The sequence below is a fragment of the Acidovorax sp. Root568 genome (genome assembly GCF_001427445.1).
Lineage (GTDB): Bacteria > Pseudomonadota > Gammaproteobacteria > Burkholderiales > Burkholderiaceae_C > Acidovorax > Acidovorax delafieldii.
In genome coordinates, this window is record NZ_LMGP01000001.1 from 132,021 (window position 1) to 148,674 (window position 16,654).

Annotated in this window: 15 protein-coding genes; 6 read left to right on the forward strand and 9 right to left on the reverse strand. The window is 65.9% G+C overall.

Annotation, left to right across the window (positions count from 1 at the left end; translation table 11 throughout):
• Position 1 precedes the first annotated feature (1 nt).
• From ASD75_RS00620 to ASD75_RS00650, 7 genes are all read right to left on the reverse strand, one after another.
• Positions 2-784: an ABC transporter ATP-binding protein gene (locus ASD75_RS00620; RefSeq protein WP_056742258.1), complete on the reverse strand. Its 783-nt coding sequence runs from the start codon at positions 782-784 to the stop codon at positions 2-4.
• Positions 781-2,688 (reverse strand): ABC transporter permease, encoded by a 1,908-nt coding sequence (locus ASD75_RS00625; protein ID WP_056742260.1) that lies wholly within the window; start codon positions 2,686-2,688, stop codon positions 781-783. Before ASD75_RS00625 ends, ASD75_RS00620 begins: the two co-directional genes overlap by 4 nt.
• A gap of 167 nt (positions 2,689-2,855) precedes the next feature.
• Positions 2,856-4,067: an ABC transporter substrate-binding protein gene (locus ASD75_RS00630; RefSeq protein ID WP_056742262.1), complete on the reverse strand. Its 1,212-nt coding sequence runs from the start codon at positions 4,065-4,067 to the stop codon at positions 2,856-2,858.
• An 80-nt stretch (positions 4,068-4,147) separates the two neighbouring features.
• On the reverse strand, positions 4,148-4,732 hold the full coding sequence (locus ASD75_RS00635) for an amino acid synthesis family protein (RefSeq protein ID WP_056742264.1): 585 nt from the start codon (positions 4,730-4,732) through the stop codon (positions 4,148-4,150).
• 55 nt (positions 4,733-4,787) lie between these two features.
• Complete coding sequence (locus ASD75_RS00640; RefSeq protein WP_056742266.1) at positions 4,788-5,429, reverse strand: amino acid synthesis family protein; 642 nt, start codon at positions 5,427-5,429, stop codon at positions 4,788-4,790.
• A 21-nt stretch (positions 5,430-5,450) separates the two neighbouring features.
• Positions 5,451-6,371 (reverse strand): UPF0280 family protein, encoded by a 921-nt coding sequence (locus ASD75_RS00645; protein ID WP_056742268.1) that lies wholly within the window; start codon positions 6,369-6,371, stop codon positions 5,451-5,453.
• A 152-nt stretch (positions 6,372-6,523) separates the two neighbouring features.
• Positions 6,524-8,143 carry a hypothetical protein gene (locus tag ASD75_RS00650; RefSeq protein ID WP_056742271.1) on the reverse strand — a complete coding sequence of 540 codons (1,620 nt, stop codon included), beginning with the start codon at positions 8,141-8,143 and terminating at the stop codon, positions 6,524-6,526.
• Between the two features lie 175 nt (positions 8,144-8,318).
• On the opposite strand from ASD75_RS00650, the gene fdxA reads away from it, so the two are divergent.
• The 4 genes from fdxA (at position 8,319) to ASD75_RS00670 (ending at position 11,515) form a co-directional block, all read left to right on the forward strand.
• Positions 8,319-8,648 carry a ferredoxin FdxA gene (fdxA, locus tag ASD75_RS00655; RefSeq protein WP_056057161.1) on the forward strand — a complete coding sequence of 110 codons (330 nt, stop codon included), beginning with the start codon at positions 8,319-8,321 and terminating at the stop codon, positions 8,646-8,648.
• 66 nt (positions 8,649-8,714) lie between these two features.
• Positions 8,715-9,491: a ferredoxin--NADP reductase gene (locus ASD75_RS00660; protein WP_056742273.1), complete on the forward strand. Its 777-nt coding sequence runs from the start codon at positions 8,715-8,717 to the stop codon at positions 9,489-9,491.
• A 51-nt stretch (positions 9,492-9,542) separates the two neighbouring features.
• Positions 9,543-10,259 (forward strand): TetR/AcrR family transcriptional regulator, encoded by a 717-nt coding sequence (locus ASD75_RS00665; RefSeq protein WP_056742275.1) that lies wholly within the window; start codon positions 9,543-9,545, stop codon positions 10,257-10,259.
• A 68-nt stretch (positions 10,260-10,327) separates the two neighbouring features.
• A complete protein-coding gene (locus ASD75_RS00670; protein ID WP_056742277.1) occupies positions 10,328-11,515 on the forward strand; it encodes an amidohydrolase family protein in 1,188 nt (395 codons plus the stop codon).
• An 89-nt stretch (positions 11,516-11,604) separates the two neighbouring features.
• On the opposite strand, the gene ASD75_RS00675 is transcribed toward ASD75_RS00670, so the two are convergent.
• Both ASD75_RS00675 and ASD75_RS00680 read right to left on the reverse strand, forming a co-directional pair.
• Positions 11,605-12,399 carry a glycine zipper 2TM domain-containing protein gene (locus ASD75_RS00675; protein ID WP_056743123.1) on the reverse strand — a complete coding sequence of 265 codons (795 nt, stop codon included), beginning with the start codon at positions 12,397-12,399 and terminating at the stop codon, positions 11,605-11,607.
• 316 nt (positions 12,400-12,715) lie between these two features.
• Complete coding sequence (locus ASD75_RS00680; protein ID WP_109790948.1) at positions 12,716-13,690, reverse strand: YihY/virulence factor BrkB family protein; 975 nt, start codon at positions 13,688-13,690, stop codon at positions 12,716-12,718.
• 327 nt (positions 13,691-14,017) lie between these two features.
• On the opposite strand from ASD75_RS00680, the gene ASD75_RS00685 reads away from it, so the two are divergent.
• Together ASD75_RS00685 and ASD75_RS00690 are read left to right on the forward strand one after the other, a co-directional pair.
• Positions 14,018-14,791 (forward strand): SDR family oxidoreductase, encoded by a 774-nt coding sequence (locus ASD75_RS00685; protein ID WP_056742279.1) that lies wholly within the window; start codon positions 14,018-14,020, stop codon positions 14,789-14,791.
• A 145-nt stretch (positions 14,792-14,936) separates the two neighbouring features.
• On the forward strand, positions 14,937-16,637 hold the full coding sequence (locus ASD75_RS00690; protein WP_056742281.1) for a long-chain fatty acid--CoA ligase: 1,701 nt from the start codon (positions 14,937-14,939) through the stop codon (positions 16,635-16,637).
• Positions 16,638-16,654 lie beyond the last annotated feature (17 nt).

Sequence of the window (16,654 nt, forward strand, 5' to 3'; positions counted from 1 at the left end):
GTCATGCCGCCTCCGCATTGGCTGCGGCTTTCTTCTCAAACGTCTTGCCGGTGCCGAAGTAGACCTCCTGCACCTTGGGGTGGTCGCGCAACTCCAGCGGCTTGCCCTCGGCAATCAGCCGCCCGCGCGCCAGCACGATCATCCGGTCGGCATAGGCAAACACCACGTCCATGCTGTGCTCGGTGAACAACACCGCCATATTGCGGTCGATCACCAGCTGTTTGGTCAGCGCCATGAGTTCGTTGCGCTCCTTGGGCGCCATGCCGGCGGTGGGCTCGTCCATGAGCAGCAGCTTGGGAGCGTTGGCCATGGCAATCGCCAGCTCCACACGCTTCACATCGCCATAGGCCAGCACGCTGCAGGGCCGGTCGGCCTGCGACTTCATGCCCACTTGGTCGAGCAACGCCAGGGCTTCTTCGCGTTTGTGGTCGGCAGCCCTGCGCCATAGGGAGAACAGCAGACCGTCGTTGGAGATCAGTGCCATCTGCACGTTCTCCACCACCGTCAGCGATGCAAAGGTTTCAGCGATCTGGAAGGTGCGGCCCACCCCCATGCGCCAGATGTCGCGGGGCTTGCGGCCCACCAGCTCCTGGCCGTTGAGCTGTATGGAGCCTGCATCGGCAGGCAGCTGGCCGTTGACCATGTTGAAGGTGGTGGACTTGCCCGCGCCGTTGGGCCCAATCAGCGCCAGCAGCTCGCCAGCCGCCAGTTCGAAGTGGATGCCATCCACCGCCTTGACGCCGCCAAACGATTTGCCCAGACCGGTGACTTTGAGGAGGCTCATGCTGCGCCCTCCTTGGTGTTCTTGGCGTCGCGCATGTTGTCAAAAATCTGTTTGATGGTGCCAGCGATGCCCTGCGGAAACAGCAGCACCAGGATCAGGATGATGGCGCCCAGCATGGCGCGCCAGTAGTCGGTGTTGCGCGCCACGGTGTCGTGCAGCCAGGTGAAGGTGACCGCGCCCACCACGGGGCCCGCCAGCGTCTGGATGCCGCCGAGCAGCACCATCACCAGCCCGTCCACCGATTTGCCCACGGCCAGCGACTCCGGCGAAATGCTGCCCTTGGAGAACGCATACAGCGCCCCTGCCAGCCCTGCAGCCGTGCCCGCCACCACAAACGCCGCCCACTGCATGCGCTTGACGTCGATGCCGATGGCGTCGGCGCGCAGCACAGAGTCGCGCCCCGCGCGCAGCGCATAGCCAAACGGCGAGAACAGCACGCGGCGCAGCCACCACACCCCTGCCCCCACCAGTGCCAGCGTGAGCCAGTAATACATGCGCTTGTCTGCCAGCCACGCCGCAGGCCAGACACCGGTCAGGCCGTTGCTGCCACCCGTGAAACTGTCCCACTGGTACGTGATGGCCCAGGTGATCTGGGCGAAGGCCAGCGTCAGCATGGCCAGGTACACACCCGACAGCCGCACTGCGAACCACCCGTAGACAAACGCCCCGGCCGCCGCCACCAGCGGCGCCACCACCAGTGCGACCTCCATCGGTAGCCCGAGCGAGCGCACCAGCAGGGCCGCGCCATAGGCGCCCAGCCCGAAGTAGGCGGCATGGCCGAAGGAGTGCATGCCCGCAGGCCCCATGATGAAGTGAAGGCTGGCCGCAAACAGCGCTGCGATCAGCAGGTCAATCAGCAACACCGTGGTGTACGGCGACTGCGCGGTCAGCAGCGGGGCTGCCGCCAGCAGCAGGCCCAGCACGGCGGCCGCCACCAGGTAGGCCCTGCCAGGCCGACGCAGCGGCTCCTCCTGCATGCCCACGTAGCGGCTGGGCGCCTGCGGCCTGCCGAACAGGCCCCACGGGCGCCAGACCAGCACCACCGCCATCACCAGAAAATCCACCACGAGAGTCAGCTTGGAAAACGACACACTCAGGCCAAACACATCGACCACACCCAGCCAGATGCAGATGGCCTTGATCTCGGAGATCAGCAGGGCGGCGGCGTACGCGCCCGGAATGGAGCCCATGCCACCCACCACCACCACCACGAAGGCGGCACCGATGGTGTGCAGGTCCATCTCCAGCGTCGCGGGCTCGCGCGGCAGTTGCAGTGCGCCACCCAGCCCGGCCAGCATCGCGCCCAGCGCAAACACGGCCGTGAACAACCAGGCCTGGTTGACGCCCAGGGCGCTCACCATCTCGCGGTCTTGTGTGGCGGCACGCACCAGCGTGCCAAACCGGGTGCGCGTGAGGAGCAGCCAGACCGCGCCCAGCACCAGCGGACCGACCACGATGAGGAACAGGTCGTAGCTGGGGAACTGCCGCCCCAGCAGGTTCACGGAACCCGAAAGGCCCGGCGCGCGCGGGCCCAGCAGTTCGTCGGGGCCCCAGAGCCACAGCACCGCGTCCTTGATGACCAGCACCAGGGCAAACGTGGCCAGCAGCTGGAACAGCTCGGGCGCCTTGTAGATGCGGCGCAGCAGCACCACCTCGATCAGCGCCCCCAGCACGCCAACGATCAGCGCGGCCAGCGGCAAGGCCACCCAGAAGCCCAGCGCACCGCTCAGACGCTCGACCAGCGAGTACGCGACGTAGATGCCCACCATGAAGAACGAGCCATGGGCAAAGTTCACGATGCGGGTGACGCCAAAGATCAGCGACAGACCCGCCGCCACGAGGAACAGCGACGACGCGCTCGCCAGCCCGTTGATGAGCTGGACGATGAAACCCGAAAAACTCATGTTCGAAAAACCCTCAAGTCATCACCACCCGTGTTGCGCATCGCTCGCAGCACATGAAAGAAGCCAGGCGCGCCCCCGCCAGCGCCACCAGAAATCCGGCTGTGCCGGACTGCCGGTAGCGTCTGCTGGGACCGAGGCGCAGCAGGCGCCTCAGACTCCTAGGGGAATCAATCAGCGCTTCGTGACTTCTTCACGTCGGCAGCGGACGGCTGGTACTTGGCATCGGCGCCATCCAGGTAGACGTAGTCCACCATCACGCCCTTGCCGCCTTCGTTCTTGGTGCGGCCAACAAACGCGCCCATGGTGGCCTGGTGGTCTTCAGGACGGTAGGTGATCTTGCCGAACGGGGTGTCTACCTGCAGACCCTTGAAGGCTGCGACCAGCTTGTCGGTGTCAGTGCTCTTGGCTTTGGCAATACCGGCTGCAGCCGACTTGATCATGCTGTAGCCCACCACCGACCCCAGGCGCGGGTAGTCCTTGAACTTGGCCTGGTACGCCTGCTCGAACGCCTTGTGTGCGGGGGTGTTGATGCCGTACCAGGGATAGCCGGTCACCAGCCAGCCGTTGGGGGCCTCGTCTTTCAGGGGGTCCAGGTATTCGGGTTCGCCCGTCAGCACGCTGACCACCTCGATGCCCTTGAAGAGGCCGCGCGTGTTGCCTTCGCGTACGAACTTCGACAAGTCTGCGCCAAACAGTACGTTGAAGACGGCGTCGGGCTTGGCATCCGACAGCGCTTGCACCACGCTGCCGGCGTCCACCCGGCCCAGTGGCGTGGCTTGTTCAGCCACAAACTCCACATCAGGCTGGGCGGCCTTGAGCAGTTGCTTGAACGCCGCCACGGCAGACTGCCCGTATTCATAGTTGGGGTAGACCACGGCCCAGCGCTTTTTCTTCATCTTGGCGGCCTCGGGTACCAGCATGGCGGCCTGCATGTAGGTGCCGGGACGCAGGCGGAAGGTGTACTGGTTGCCACCCTGCCAGGTCATCTTGTCGGACAGAGGCTCGCCTGCGAGAAAGAAGAACTTCTTCTGCTTGGCAAAGTCGGCCACTGCGAGGCCGGTGTTCGACAGGAAGGTGCCAGCCAGCACATCGACCTTCTCGCGCGACACCAGCTCTTCGGCCACACGAACGGCGTCGCCGGGGTTGGCGTTGTCGTCGCGCGTGATCAGTTCGATCTTCTTGCCATTGACGCCGCCCGCAGCGTTGATCTCATCGACCGCCAGCTCCATGCCTTTCTTGTAGGGCTCCAGGAAAGCGGGCTGCGCCTTGTAGCTGTTGACCTCGCCAATCTTGATCACGCCCTGGGCAAAAACAGGGGCCAGGGTAAGGGCCAATGCAGCCGCAGCCGTGGCACGCATGAGGTTTCGTCGCATCGTCATGGGGAGACTCCTGAAGGATGGTTGGAGAGAGATCGAACGGGGGTGAGACAGAACAGGTGTGTGTTGTACGCGCCCCGGGCTCAGCGCAGGCCGTCAACGCCTTTTATTTCAGAGACCGTGAGGCCGCCGACACGTGGCAATGGCCGCCCGCTGTCGGTCACGACAACGGCCACCACGATTTCATTGGCCCGCGGTGCATCGGCTACACGGGCTTCCATGGCGTCGAAATGGCTGCGCACGTAAGCCGCATCCTTGTGGCCCAGGGGCACGTCGATGGCCGTGCCGAGGCCGCCCATCTTCTTGCTGGATGGGACCAACGCGGCGCCCTTCTCGACAGCCACACGCAGTGGTGCGCCCAGCTTGGGGTGGAGGATGGCGGCGGCGTGCTCCAGCTCGCCCGCCTCGCCCACGATGGCGGCCTTGCCGTAGCTGTGCGCATCGCCCGGGGCAATGCCCAGGGCCTGCACGCAGCGGGCGCCCAGAAGGCCTCCCAGCTCCTCACCGATGGCGATGAGTTCGTCGAGGTTTTCCACATAACGTCCGGCAAAGGGGTTCTCGATCACGGCCATGGCCAGCGCCTTGCGCACCGGGGGCTGAACGTCACGCCCCATTTCCACGCGGACCTCGTCGGTCTGGACGATGATCTTTCGAATCTTGGCTGGCATTTTTTGGCTCCTTGGGATCTTGTCTTGTTCGATGGTGTGCGGGTCGGCGGGCGGCTCAGCGCAGGCCGTTCCACTGGCTGATGTCTGCCGCCTTGAGCCCTCCGACGCGGGCGTGGATGCGCGGGCCCGTTGTCATGGCAAGTATGAACACGATCTCATCAGCGGATGGCGCGCCAGGAACACGCACTTCGATCGCGTCGAAATGGCTGCGTACGTAGCTGGCGTTGATATGGGTCAGCGGCACATCCAGCGCTGCACCGGGGCCGCCCACTTTCTTGGTGGAGGGCACGATGGACAGCGCATTCGCGGGCTGCCCCGTCTTCTCTTCGGCCTGGCCCTTGGCGTAGGCGTTGCGGTCGCCCTTCCAGCCCAGCAGTTCGCGCATGGCGTAGCCGCCGGGCACATGCCACAGCGCGCCGTGTTCCAGCTCACCGGCCGCGCCCACGATGGCACCTTTGCCATAGGTCTCGATGCGCTCGGCAGGCACCGCCATGGCCTTGAGCAGGCGCAGGGCCATGTCCAGCCCCACGTCCTGCAGCGCGTCCATCATGGGGAGGATGTCGGGCTCGTACCGCCCCGCAAACGGGTTGGTCAGCACCGCGCCGATGGCGCCGCGCAGCAGCGGCACGTCGGCCACCGGCCCGAATTCGTGCCGGATTTCCTCAAGATGGGTGAAAACGCGTCGTATCTGGATCATTCTGGAGACCTGTGCATTTCGTTAAGCAAATACTGAACCAACTTCCGATTCCACCGCCGGATCCCGGGGCCACACCACATCCGCCAGCGCCTGGGGCGCCGAGGTCGCCACGAACTGCCCCTGGCACGCCAGCAGCGCAAACCACAGCAGGCCGCTGGACTGCAATTCTTGCGCTTTTTGCAGCCCCTGGTGCAATGCCCGGGCCACCAGCTCCCTGGGCAAGGCAGGGACCTCCACGGTGACTGGAATGGCCCCCAGGTCACTGTCGTCCCGCACCTGCCACGCGGGCCTGCGCACAATCCGCGCATCGGCCACATCCACCGCGTTGGCCACGATGGTTGCCGCCGCATCGGCCTGCGCCGCCGTACGCGCCAGCACCGTCACGCTGTCCGCAATGCCCAGCGACTGGCTGCGCCCCCGCCAGCCGCTGGTGGCCACACCGCGCACCGGCATGGCGCTGTCGATGCGAATCTGCCCATCCAGCACCAAACCGTTGCGCAACTGTGCCGCATTCAGTGCGGCGATGTCAGCGTACACCCCCACCGTGACCGACTGGCCGGGCGCCAGGTGCAGCGCAATGTCGCCGCCGTTGTTGACCCAGGCGCGGTCTATGCCCGGCTGCTCGTAGCAGGCCAGAATCTCCTGCGCCACTGCACCCGCCACCGCCGCCATCGATGTGATGAAGCCTGCGCGGTAGGGACTGCAGGCGGCCCACATGCGACGCGCCACCACGCCCTGCAACGTGCAGCGCGCACCCACTGGCGCGCGCAGGCTGGGGAGCTCATTAACCAATTCCTGCAGCAGCCCTTCAAAACGTTGCCACGCGCGTTCGTGCGCCTGGGCCACGGCGTCGCGCGCCCCTTCGGCCTGGAGGATGAGGTCCATCGGACCATGCTGGAAATGCCAGCGGCGATCGGACAGGAGCTTGCGAGCGGCTTGCATGTGCGTTTCAGTACTCACCGCAGGGCGCACCGCCGGCAGCCGTAAACACCGGCGCGGCCCCCGCCAGAGACGCCGAGCAAGGGCCGCCCCGCAGCGAGGGTGTCGTCCCCCTGGAGGGGGAAGGCGCGAAGCGACTAAGGGGGTGTTTCATATCAACCCAGCAGAGGTGGGCGACCCAGCGGCCACGGATTGGCGGCGGGCAAGGTCTGCCACACGCGCGCCTGCGGTGCACCATCGTTGTGCCACGCACCGCGCTCCAGCACGTCGCGCAGGCTGCGAATCTGTTCGGTGTGCCCGCCCAGCGCTTCGTAGTCCGCACGGCGCATGCTGAACTCGATGGGCGCCACGATAGCGGGGGTGGGCACGGTGCCAAAGCTGTTGTCCGGCATGCGCAGCACGTCGGCCATCACGGTAATACCGCCGCCCGGCCATACATAGGCAGGGGCACCGCCACAGGTCACGTTGACCAGCGCGTTTTTGATGGAGCGCGTGAGCAGCACCGGGTTCTCGGTGACCCCCGCGCGCAGGCTGCCGCCGGCTCCGCCAAGGAACAGCACAGACGCCAGCGAGGGCTCGCAGTTTTCGCCGATGCGGTCCACGATACGGCGCACCTCGGCAGGCATTTCGGCTTCGACCGGATGGAGTTGCTCGTCCAGCACGTACCAGGAGGCATGCTCGCCGGTGGTGGAGGTCATCAACAAGCGCAGCCCCGGCCAGGCCACGGATTCGTCCCAGCCCTCAATTATGGACAGCGGGTCGGCAATGTCGGTGCCGCCCCAGCCGGTGCCCGGGTTGGCCACCTGAAAGTAACGGCCCGGTGTGGACTTGCGCCCGCGCATCTGAATGCCCGAAGGCTTCATGTCGAGGCAACGACCCGCCTGGTGCTCGGTGAGCACGCCGGTGATGTGGTCGTCCACCACCACCACCTCGTCCGCATGGCCGAAGAACTGGCGCGCAAAGATGCCAATGGCCGCAGAGCCGCAGCCGACGCGCATGCGCTGCTCGGCCACACCGTTGACGATGGGCGCACGCCCCGCCTGGATCACGAGCTGCGAGCCGCCGTCGATGGTGAACTCCACCGCCTGCTTGTTGCCCAGCGCCTGCATCATCTCGGCGGTGATGCGGCCTTCTTTCTTGGTGCCACCCGTGAGGTGGTGCACACCGCCCAGCGACAGCATCTGCGAGCCGTACTCTGCCGTGGTCACATGGCCCACCACCTCGCCCTTGCAGCGCACGTTGGCCTGCTCGGAGCCGAGGAAGCGGTCGGTGTCGATCTTCACCTTGAAGCTGCAGTAGCTGAAGATGCCCTCGGTGACCACGGTGACCATGTCCACGCCATCGGTCTGGGAACCCACGATGAAGGGCGCCGGCTTGTAGTCGGGGTAGGTGGTGGACGAGCCCACGCCCGTCACGAACACCTCTTCAGACAGCAGCAGGTCGCCGTTCCATGCGGGTTCTGAAGCCACTGCGGTCTCAGCGTCTTGTGCAGCCGGGGCGCGGCCCGCAAACGGCACCAGCGTGGCCTCGCCCGCCTCCAGGGTCTTGCGCAGCAGCACCACCGGGTCCAGCCGCACAAGCACGCCCGCGTGGTTGGCATAACGGTCGCAGGCCCCTGCGCGGCCTTCGGAAATCTGGCACAGCACCGGACACGCATTGCACTCGACCTTGGCAGCGTTCATGCGCTCGTTGCGGGGCCGGGCGCGCTCGAGCACCTGCGGCAGATCCGGCGCATCCATGCCAGGTAGCCCGTCGGTCTTGGTGTGTTCAGTCATCGTGGCGGCCCATTCATTGCATTGTGGCAAGTGCTTGTACGCGCATTGCATTTTGTGTAGCATTCACTTAACTTAAATGTTGTGAACACTACATTCGATGTCAATGTAGCGGAATCAACCAGACTCTGCAATGGTGTTTTTGCGCCCCCAAAAATGGTGCATGAGGAGCCCCAAAATGACGCACGTTGTGACAGACGCCTGCATTCGGTGCAAGTACACCGACTGCGTCGATGTGTGCCCTGTCGATTGCTTCAAGGAAGGGCCGGAATACCTGGTCATTGACCCGGACGAATGCATCGACTGCGCGGTGTGCATTCCGGAGTGCCCGGCCAACGCCATCTATGCCGAAGACGACCTGCCCGAAGGCATGGAAATCTTTCTGCAGTTCAACAAAAAGCTGGCGCCCACACTCCCCACAATCACCAAAAGAAAAGCGGCTTTGCCAGATGCGGAACAATGGAGGGTTGTGAGCCACAAGCTTTCAGGCCTGAACATTGCGCTGTAGAGCGCACGGGGCCCTGCTCTTCAGCCAAATTCCTTATTTGCTTCCAACTTTTCCATCTAACGCACCATGAGCGCCTTTCTTGACGAACGCGTCCTGACGGTCCACCACTGGACGGACCGCCTTTTCTCCTTCACCACCACGCGCGACACCGCGCTGCGCTTCTCCAACGGCCATTTCACGATGATTGGCCTGCGCGGCGAAAACGGCAAACCCCTGCTGCGCGCCTACAGCATCGTGAGCCCCAACTACGAAGAGCACCTGGAGTTCCTCTCCATCAAGGTGCCCGACGGCCCGCTGACCTCGCGCCTGCAGCACATCAAGGTGGGCGACACCATCGTGGTCGGCAAGAAGCCCACAGGCACCCTGCTGATCGACTACCTGCTGCCCGCCAAGCGGCTGTACATGCTCTCCACCGGCACGGGCGTGGCCCCGTTCCTGAGCTTGATCCGCGACCCCGAGACTTATGAGAAGTTCGAGGAAGTCATCTTGGTGCACGGCGTGCGCGAGGTGAAGGAGCTGGCCTACCACGACTACATCACGCAGGAGCTGCCACAACACGAGTTCCTGGGCGAGATGGTCACCAAGCAGCTCAAGTACTACCCCACCGTGACGCGCGAGCCTTTCAAGCACCAGGGCCGTGTGACCACCGTGATCGAAAACGGCCAGATGGCCCGCGACCTGGGCCTGCCCGCACTCAACCCCACCGAAGATCGCGTGATGATCTGCGGCAGCCCCGAAATGCTGCGCGACCTCAAGCACATGATGGAAGAGCGTGGCTTCAAGGAAGGCAACACCACGAAGCCCGGCGACTTCGTGATCGAGCGCGCGTTCGCAGAGCAGTGATCCCCCGGCGGCCCCCTTACCGGGGGCCCGCCTCATCCACCAGGACCCGCCATGTCTGCCACTCCCACCAAGACCCGGACCGCGTCCCCCCGCGCAGCCTCTGCCCGCAAGACGGGCGTGCGCGAGCAGGCCGCACAGACCACGCGCGACAACATCCTGAAGGCGGCGACCAAGGTGTTCGCCCGCTACGGCTACGAAGGCGGCAGCGTGGAGAAGATCTCCAAGGCGGCCAAGTCCTTCGACCGGATGATCTATTACTACTTCGGCAGCAAGGAAGGCCTGTTCATCGAAGTGCTGGAGGAAACCTACCGGCGCATGAACGACGCGGAATCCAAACTGGACCTGGACACCGCCAAGCCGGTCGAGGCGCTGCAGGCGGTGATCCGCTTTGTGGTGGGCTACTACCGCAAGAACCCCGAGTTCATCACGCTGCTCAACACCGAGAACCTGCACAAGGGCAAGCACATCTCCAAGTCGATGCGCGCCCGCGAATACTCGTCACCCGCCATCGAGGTGATCCGCCGCGTGCTGGAGAGCGGCCAGGCGCAAGGGCTGTTCCGCAAGGACGTGTCGGCGCGCGACGTGTACCTGCTGATCGCCGCCACGGGCTACTTCTACATGTCCAACCGGCACACGCTGTCGGCCTTTCTGGGCGAAGACCTGGAGACGCCCGACGCGCTGGCGCACTGGGAATCGTTTGTCATCGACAGCGTGCTACGCACCGTGGCACCCGGCCCCAGCCTGCCCAAGGGCAGGGCAGCGGCCTGAATCAACAAGAGATTTTTCCCTGCGGGGTGCCGCGTGGTGCCCCGCCCACCACCCCACAAGGAGAATCCATGGCAGAAGCAGCAGCAGGCGGCAAATCGGGCAAGGTCGTCATCCAGAACATCGGTCTTTTGTTGTCGGGCGACCTGGACAGGCCCATCCTCGACGCCGACACCATCGTGGTGAATGACGGCCTCATCGTGGCCGTGGGCCACTACAAGGACTGCGATACCGACCACGCCAACACCGTGATCGACGCACGCCAGACCTGTGTGGCGCCGGGCCTGATCGACAGCCATGTGCACCCCGTGTTTGGCGACTGGACGCCGCGCCAGAACCAGATCGGCTGGATCGACTCGACCATGAACGGCGGCGTGACCACCATGGTCTCGGCCGGTGAAGTGCACCTGCCCGGCCGGCCCAAGGACATCGTGGGCCTGAAGGCGCTGGCCATCACCGCGCAGCGCTCGTTCGACAACTTCCGCCCCGGCGGCGTGAAGGTGATTGCAGGCGCCCCGGTCATCGAGAAAGGCATGACCGAGCAGGACTTCAAGGACCTGGCCGACGCCGGCGTGACGCTGCTGGGCGAAGTGGGCCTGGGCTCCGTCAAGGCGGGCTACGAGGCCCAGCAGATGGTGGCCTGGGCGCGCAAGCACGGCATCCAGAGCACCATCCACACGGGCGGACCGTCCATCCCAGGCTCGGGCCTGATCGACAAGGACGTGGTGCTGGAGGCCGATGCCGACGTGATCGGCCACATCAACGGCGGCCACACCTCGCTGCCCTGGAAGCATGTGTGCGAGCTGTGCGAGAAGTCGTCCCGCGCGATCGAGCTGGTGCACAACGGCAACGAGAAGATTGCCATCCAGGCCGCGCGGGCGGCCATCGAACTCAAGTGCCCGCACCGCGTGATTTTGGGCACCGACGGCCCGGCGGGATCGGGCGTGCAGCCGCTGGGCATGCTGCGCATGATTGCGCTGATATCGAGCTTTGCCGACATCCCCGCCGAACTGGTGTTCTGCTTTGCTACGGGCAACACGGCGCGGATCCGCAACCTGAACTGCGGCCTGATCGAGGTGGGCCGCGCGGCGGACTTTGTGTTCATGGACCGCGCCCAGCACACCGCCGGCGCCACGCTGCTGGAGAGCGTGCAGCTGGGCGACATCCCGGGCATTGGCATGGTGATGATCGACGGCCTGGTGCGCTGTGGACGCAGCCGCAACACCCCGCCTGCGACCGAGATCCCGGTGGTGCTGTAGCCCGCCCACCAAGCGGCACTCAGCCAACGGCTGAACAAAACAAAAGCCCGCGTTTGCGGGCTTTTTTTTGGGGGAAGCGACTGCCGGGCTCAGTAGGTGTCCGACACCCGCACCGCACCCGGCTGGGGCTGCGGTTGTGCATAGGGGTCTGCAGCACGGGCCGAGCCGCCCTGGTCCACGCGGAAGCCCTTGCCCTGAAGCACCACGGGCGTGCCCACGGCGGTGGGTTCAGCGCGCTGGAAGTGGCGCAGCGAGCCATCCTCCATTCGCACGGCGACCTGGTACACGGTGGTCGTGCGCGTGCGCTCTTCCACCTTGTGGCCCACATAACCACCGCCCACAGCGCCCAGCACGGTGGCAGCGGTGCGGCCGCTGCCCTTGCCGATCTGGTTGCCCACAACGGCGCCCAGCACACCACCGGCCACGGCCCCTACGCCCGTGGCGGGGGCGGCTTGTTGGACGGCCTGCACCGATTCGACACGGCCGCAGCTGCGGCACACAGGGGCTGCAGCGCGCACGGGCTGCGCAGCGCCCCCTGGGGCCATGCCACCCGCCACGTCACCGGATCGGCCTGCGCTGCCGCCGGTCTGCGGACGGTAGTTTGCTCCGCTATTCATAGCACTTTGGGCAGGTACAACCGGCGCTTGGGCCCGTTTTTCTTCAATGATCTCGGATTCGGGCGTGCGGGGGGCCGCCGCCAGGGTGGCGGGGGCTGTCGCATCGGCTGCTGCCGAGGGCGTACGGTTTTGCATCACCAGGGTGGCGCCCAAGGCCAGCACGCTCACGCCCAGCGCGCCAATGGCCGCCCACATCCATTTCAGGGCTGGTCCGGCGGGGGCTGCTGCGGGTACGGGCGAGGCAGGAGAAGAAACAGTCAGGTTCATGGTCATGTCCTTGTTCATGTCGGAGAAATCCGCACGGGGCGGCAGGTAGATGTGCGCTGCACGCCCGCTACGGAATGGGGCCGTGGTGTTTCAACGGCCTGGATGGTGCAAAGGTACACAGCGGGGGGCGCTGCGGTGTGGCCGGTTTGTAAGCGGCAGTAAGCAGCGGTAAACCACCTTGGCCAGCACTTGCGGCGCCAGGCCCCGCGTATGACCCCTGCCCGCACAGCCCAGCAGCGCAACGGGCACCATCGCAGCGGCCCGAACGACCCGGGCGCCGCGCTGGCCCCCGCTTGTTGTGCGCTGTTGCCAACATTTACAGCTCCTGCACCCGCGCGCGGGCTGCGGCCGTCCACCGGGCCCAGCCCACCGGTCGGCGCGGCCCGGGGTGCAAGGCCTGCTCCAGCGCCTGGGCGCAGCTGGCAGAAAACAGCAGGATGGCCGATGAAAAATAGATCCACATGAGCAGCACCACCAGCGAGCCCGCCGCACCGTAGGCCGACACCACGGCTGCCGTGGACAGGTACCACGCCAGCAGCTGCTTGCCCACCGTGAACAGCGTGGCCCCCACCACGGCGCCCATCACCAGGTAGCGCAGCGACGGCTTGGGGCCCGCGCCGATGCGCATGAGCCCCACAAACAGGGCCACCGCAAACCCGAAGGCAATGGCTTCGTTGACGACCTGCAGCAACGGTGCCAGGGGCGCCAAGGTGGGCAGGTGTGCCACGGTCAGCCGCTCTCCCGCCCAGCCCGCCAACAGGTGGATCAGCGTGGACAGCGCCAGCGACACCATGAGCAAAAAGCCCAGCGCCAGCACATAGGCCAGCCCCCGCAGCCGCAGCGACGCCATGCGCCACCACGCGGCCCGCTGGGGAGGTGTGTAGCCATCCCGGCGCCACAGCCGCTCCAGCGCCGACTGCAACTCCACAAACACCCCGGTGGCGCCCGAGACCAGCACCACAAACCCGATGGCCGATGCCAGTCGCCCCTCGGACGGGGCCTGGGCGCTGGCCATGGCCTGGCGCACCACATCGGCCACCTGCTGGCCCATCACCGACTGCACCTGGGCGACCAGGCTGCTCTCCAGGTAGCTGCGGTCCACCCACCAGCCCAGCACGCCCACCAACAGCAGCAGGAGGGGCGCCAGGCTGAGCATGCCGTAGAACGACATGGCCGCGCTCATGCGCAGCCCATCGGCGTCCAGCCACATCTGCGCGGCGCGCCAGAACGGCTGCACCAGGCGCCACAGGGGCAACAGGGGCTGGGCGATGCGGGCAAGCGAAGTCGCCATCAGGGACGGAGGGGGCGCGGTCATCCCCGCGAGCGTAAGGCCTGGCGGCGGCCCCATCCATCCGCCGCAGCCGCGAGGCGGGGTAGGCGCTGTCCCACACGCACCGTGCCGGATGCATCGCACAGAGTTTCAAAGGTGACAGCACCGGTTTTACACGGTGCCTGGGCAGGGCTAGCATGGGGCGCTGTCGGTTGACTCGACCGCCATTGACACAGCGGCCACCGCCGCCCCAGCCGCACCTCCTCACCCAGCCTGCGGGCCACAAGCCGCCGGGCTGGTCTTGGCATTCACTCAACTCACCCCTCTCTGCACGAAAGCGTTTTTTCCATGAGCGTCAAGCAACTCTTCGATCTCACCGGCCAGGTCGCCCTGGTCACCGGCGGCTCGCGCGGCCTCGGCCTGCAGATGGCCGAGGCCCTGGGCGAAATGGGCGCCAAACTCGCCATCACCGCGCGCAAGGCCGATGAGTTGGCCGAGGCCAAGAAGCACCTGGAGGCGCAGGGTTACGAGGTGCTGACCGTGGTGAACGACCTCCAAAAGACCGAGGACATCCCCGGCCTGGTGGACCAGGTGGTCGAGCGCTTTGGCACCATTGACATCCTGGTCAACAACGCGGGCGCCACCTGGGGCGCCAAGGCCGAGGACTACCCCGACGCCGCCTGGCACAAGGTGATGGACTTGAACGTGAGCGCGCCGTTCTTCCTGTCGCGCGAAGTGGGCAAGCGCTGCATGATCCCGCGCGGCAAGGGCTCGATCATCGTCACGGCCTCGGTGGCCGCGCTCAAGGGCACGCCCCCGGGCATGAACACCATTGCCTACAACACCTCCAAAGCCGCCGCGCTGCACTTTGCGCGCACGCTGGCGTCCGAATGGGGGCACTACGGCGTTCGCGTCAATGCGATCTGCCCCGGCTTCTTCCCCAGCAAAATGGCCAGCGGCCTGATTGAAAAGCTGGGCCCTGCGATGATCGAGCGCACGCCCCTGCGCCGCATTGGCGGCGAAGAGGACCTCAAGGGCGCGGTGGTGTTCCTGGCGTCCAACGCCTCGCGGCACATCACGGGTGAAAGCATCGTGGTGGACGGTGGTGCCAGTTTGATCTGAGCCCCCTGAGGCGCTGGGCGCCTTCCCCCTCAGGAGGACGACGGCCTTTGCTGCGGGGCGGCCCTTGCTGGCCGTCCCTCGCCTGGGTTACGCCCTGTTTTGCCCGGCCTGTACCCTGCACGAACCAACCCAGAGTTCCGTCACCATGTCCGACCGCCACCTCGCCCATTGGCCGCCCGGCCTGTCGCGCCACCTCACGCTGCCGCAGACCCATCTGTTCCACAACGCCGAGGTGTCGGCCGCGCGCTACCCGGACAAGCCTTTTCTGGTGTTCTACGACACGCTGGTGACCTTCCGCCAGTTCCAGCAACAGGCCGAGCACATTGCGGCCTACTTGCAGCAGGTGTGTGGCGTGAAGGCGGGCGACCGCGTGCTGCTGTACATGCAGAACAGCCCGCAGTGGATTCTGGCGTTCTACGGCATCCTGCGCGCCAACGCGGTGGTGGTGCCGGTGAACCCCATGAACCGCACCGACGAGCTGCGCCACTATGTGCACGACAGCGGCGCCACCGTGGCCTTTGTGCCGCAGGACCTGCATGCACAGGCCCAGCCGCTGGTGGATGTGGCGGGCGAGAAGTCTGGTGAGGGCAAGCTCCAGCACCTCATCGTGGCCGCGTACAGCGACTACCTGCAGGTGCCCACCGACCTGTCCGTGCCCGCTTTCGTGTCGGCACCGCGCCAGGCCATTGATGCCCCGGGCGTCACGCTGTGGAGCGACATGCTCGCGCAGCAGCGCACCCCCGGCCCCATCACCACCGGGCCGGACGACCTGTGCGTGATGCCCTACACCTCGGGCACCACGGGCCATCCCAAGGGCTGCATGCACACGCACCGCAGTGCGATGAGCACGCTGGTGGGCGGCGTGCAGTGGTTTGCGCGCACGCAGGATTCAACCTACCTCACGGTGCTGCCGCTGTTCCACGTCACCGGCATGTCGGGCAGCATGAACGGGCCGCTGTTTGTGGGCGCCACCGTGGTCGTACTGCCGCGCTGGGACCGCGATGCCGCCGCCCAGCTCATCCAGCGTTACCGGGTCACCATCTGGCAGGCCATCTCGACCATGGTGGTGGACTTTCTGGCCAACCCGCGCATTGCCGACTACGACATCAGCAGCATCCAGGCCATACGTGGCGGCGGCGCGGCCATGCCCAAGGCCGTGGCGCAGCAGCTGAAGGACCTGACCGGGCTCGACTATGTGGAGGGCTACGGCATGTCTGAAACCATGGCCGCCACCCACATCAACCCGCCCCACCGCCCCAAGCCGCAGTGCCTGGGCATCCCGGTGTTCGATGTGGATGCGCGCGTGGTGGACCCGGCCACGTTCGCCGAACTGCCCCCGGGCGAGATTGGCGAGATCGTGGTGCATGGCCCGCAGGTCATGCTGGGCTACTGGAACAACCCACAGGCCACCGCCGACAGCTTTATCACGCTGGACGGCAAGCGCTTTCTGCGCACGGGTGACCTGGCGCAGGTGGACGAGGACGGCTACTTCTTCATGGTGGACCGACTCAAGCGCATGATCAACGCCTCGGGCTTCAAGGTCTGGCCCGCCGAGGTCGAGGCCATGATGTACGCCCACCCTGCGATCCAGGAGGTGTGCGTGATCGCCGCCCACGACGAGCGCCGGGGCGAGACGGTGAAGGCCCTGGTCGTGCTGCGCGACGCCTTCAAGGGCCAAGTGAGCGAGCAGTCCATCATCGACTGGAGCCACGAACACATGGCCGCCTACAAAAGCCCACGCATCGTGCAGCTGGTGGACAGCCTGCCCAAGTCCGGCACGGGCAAGGTGCAGTGGCGCGAGCTGCAGGAGCAAGAACGCAGCCATGCCGCTGGCACGACGTCCTGAGCCCCATTAAAGGCCTA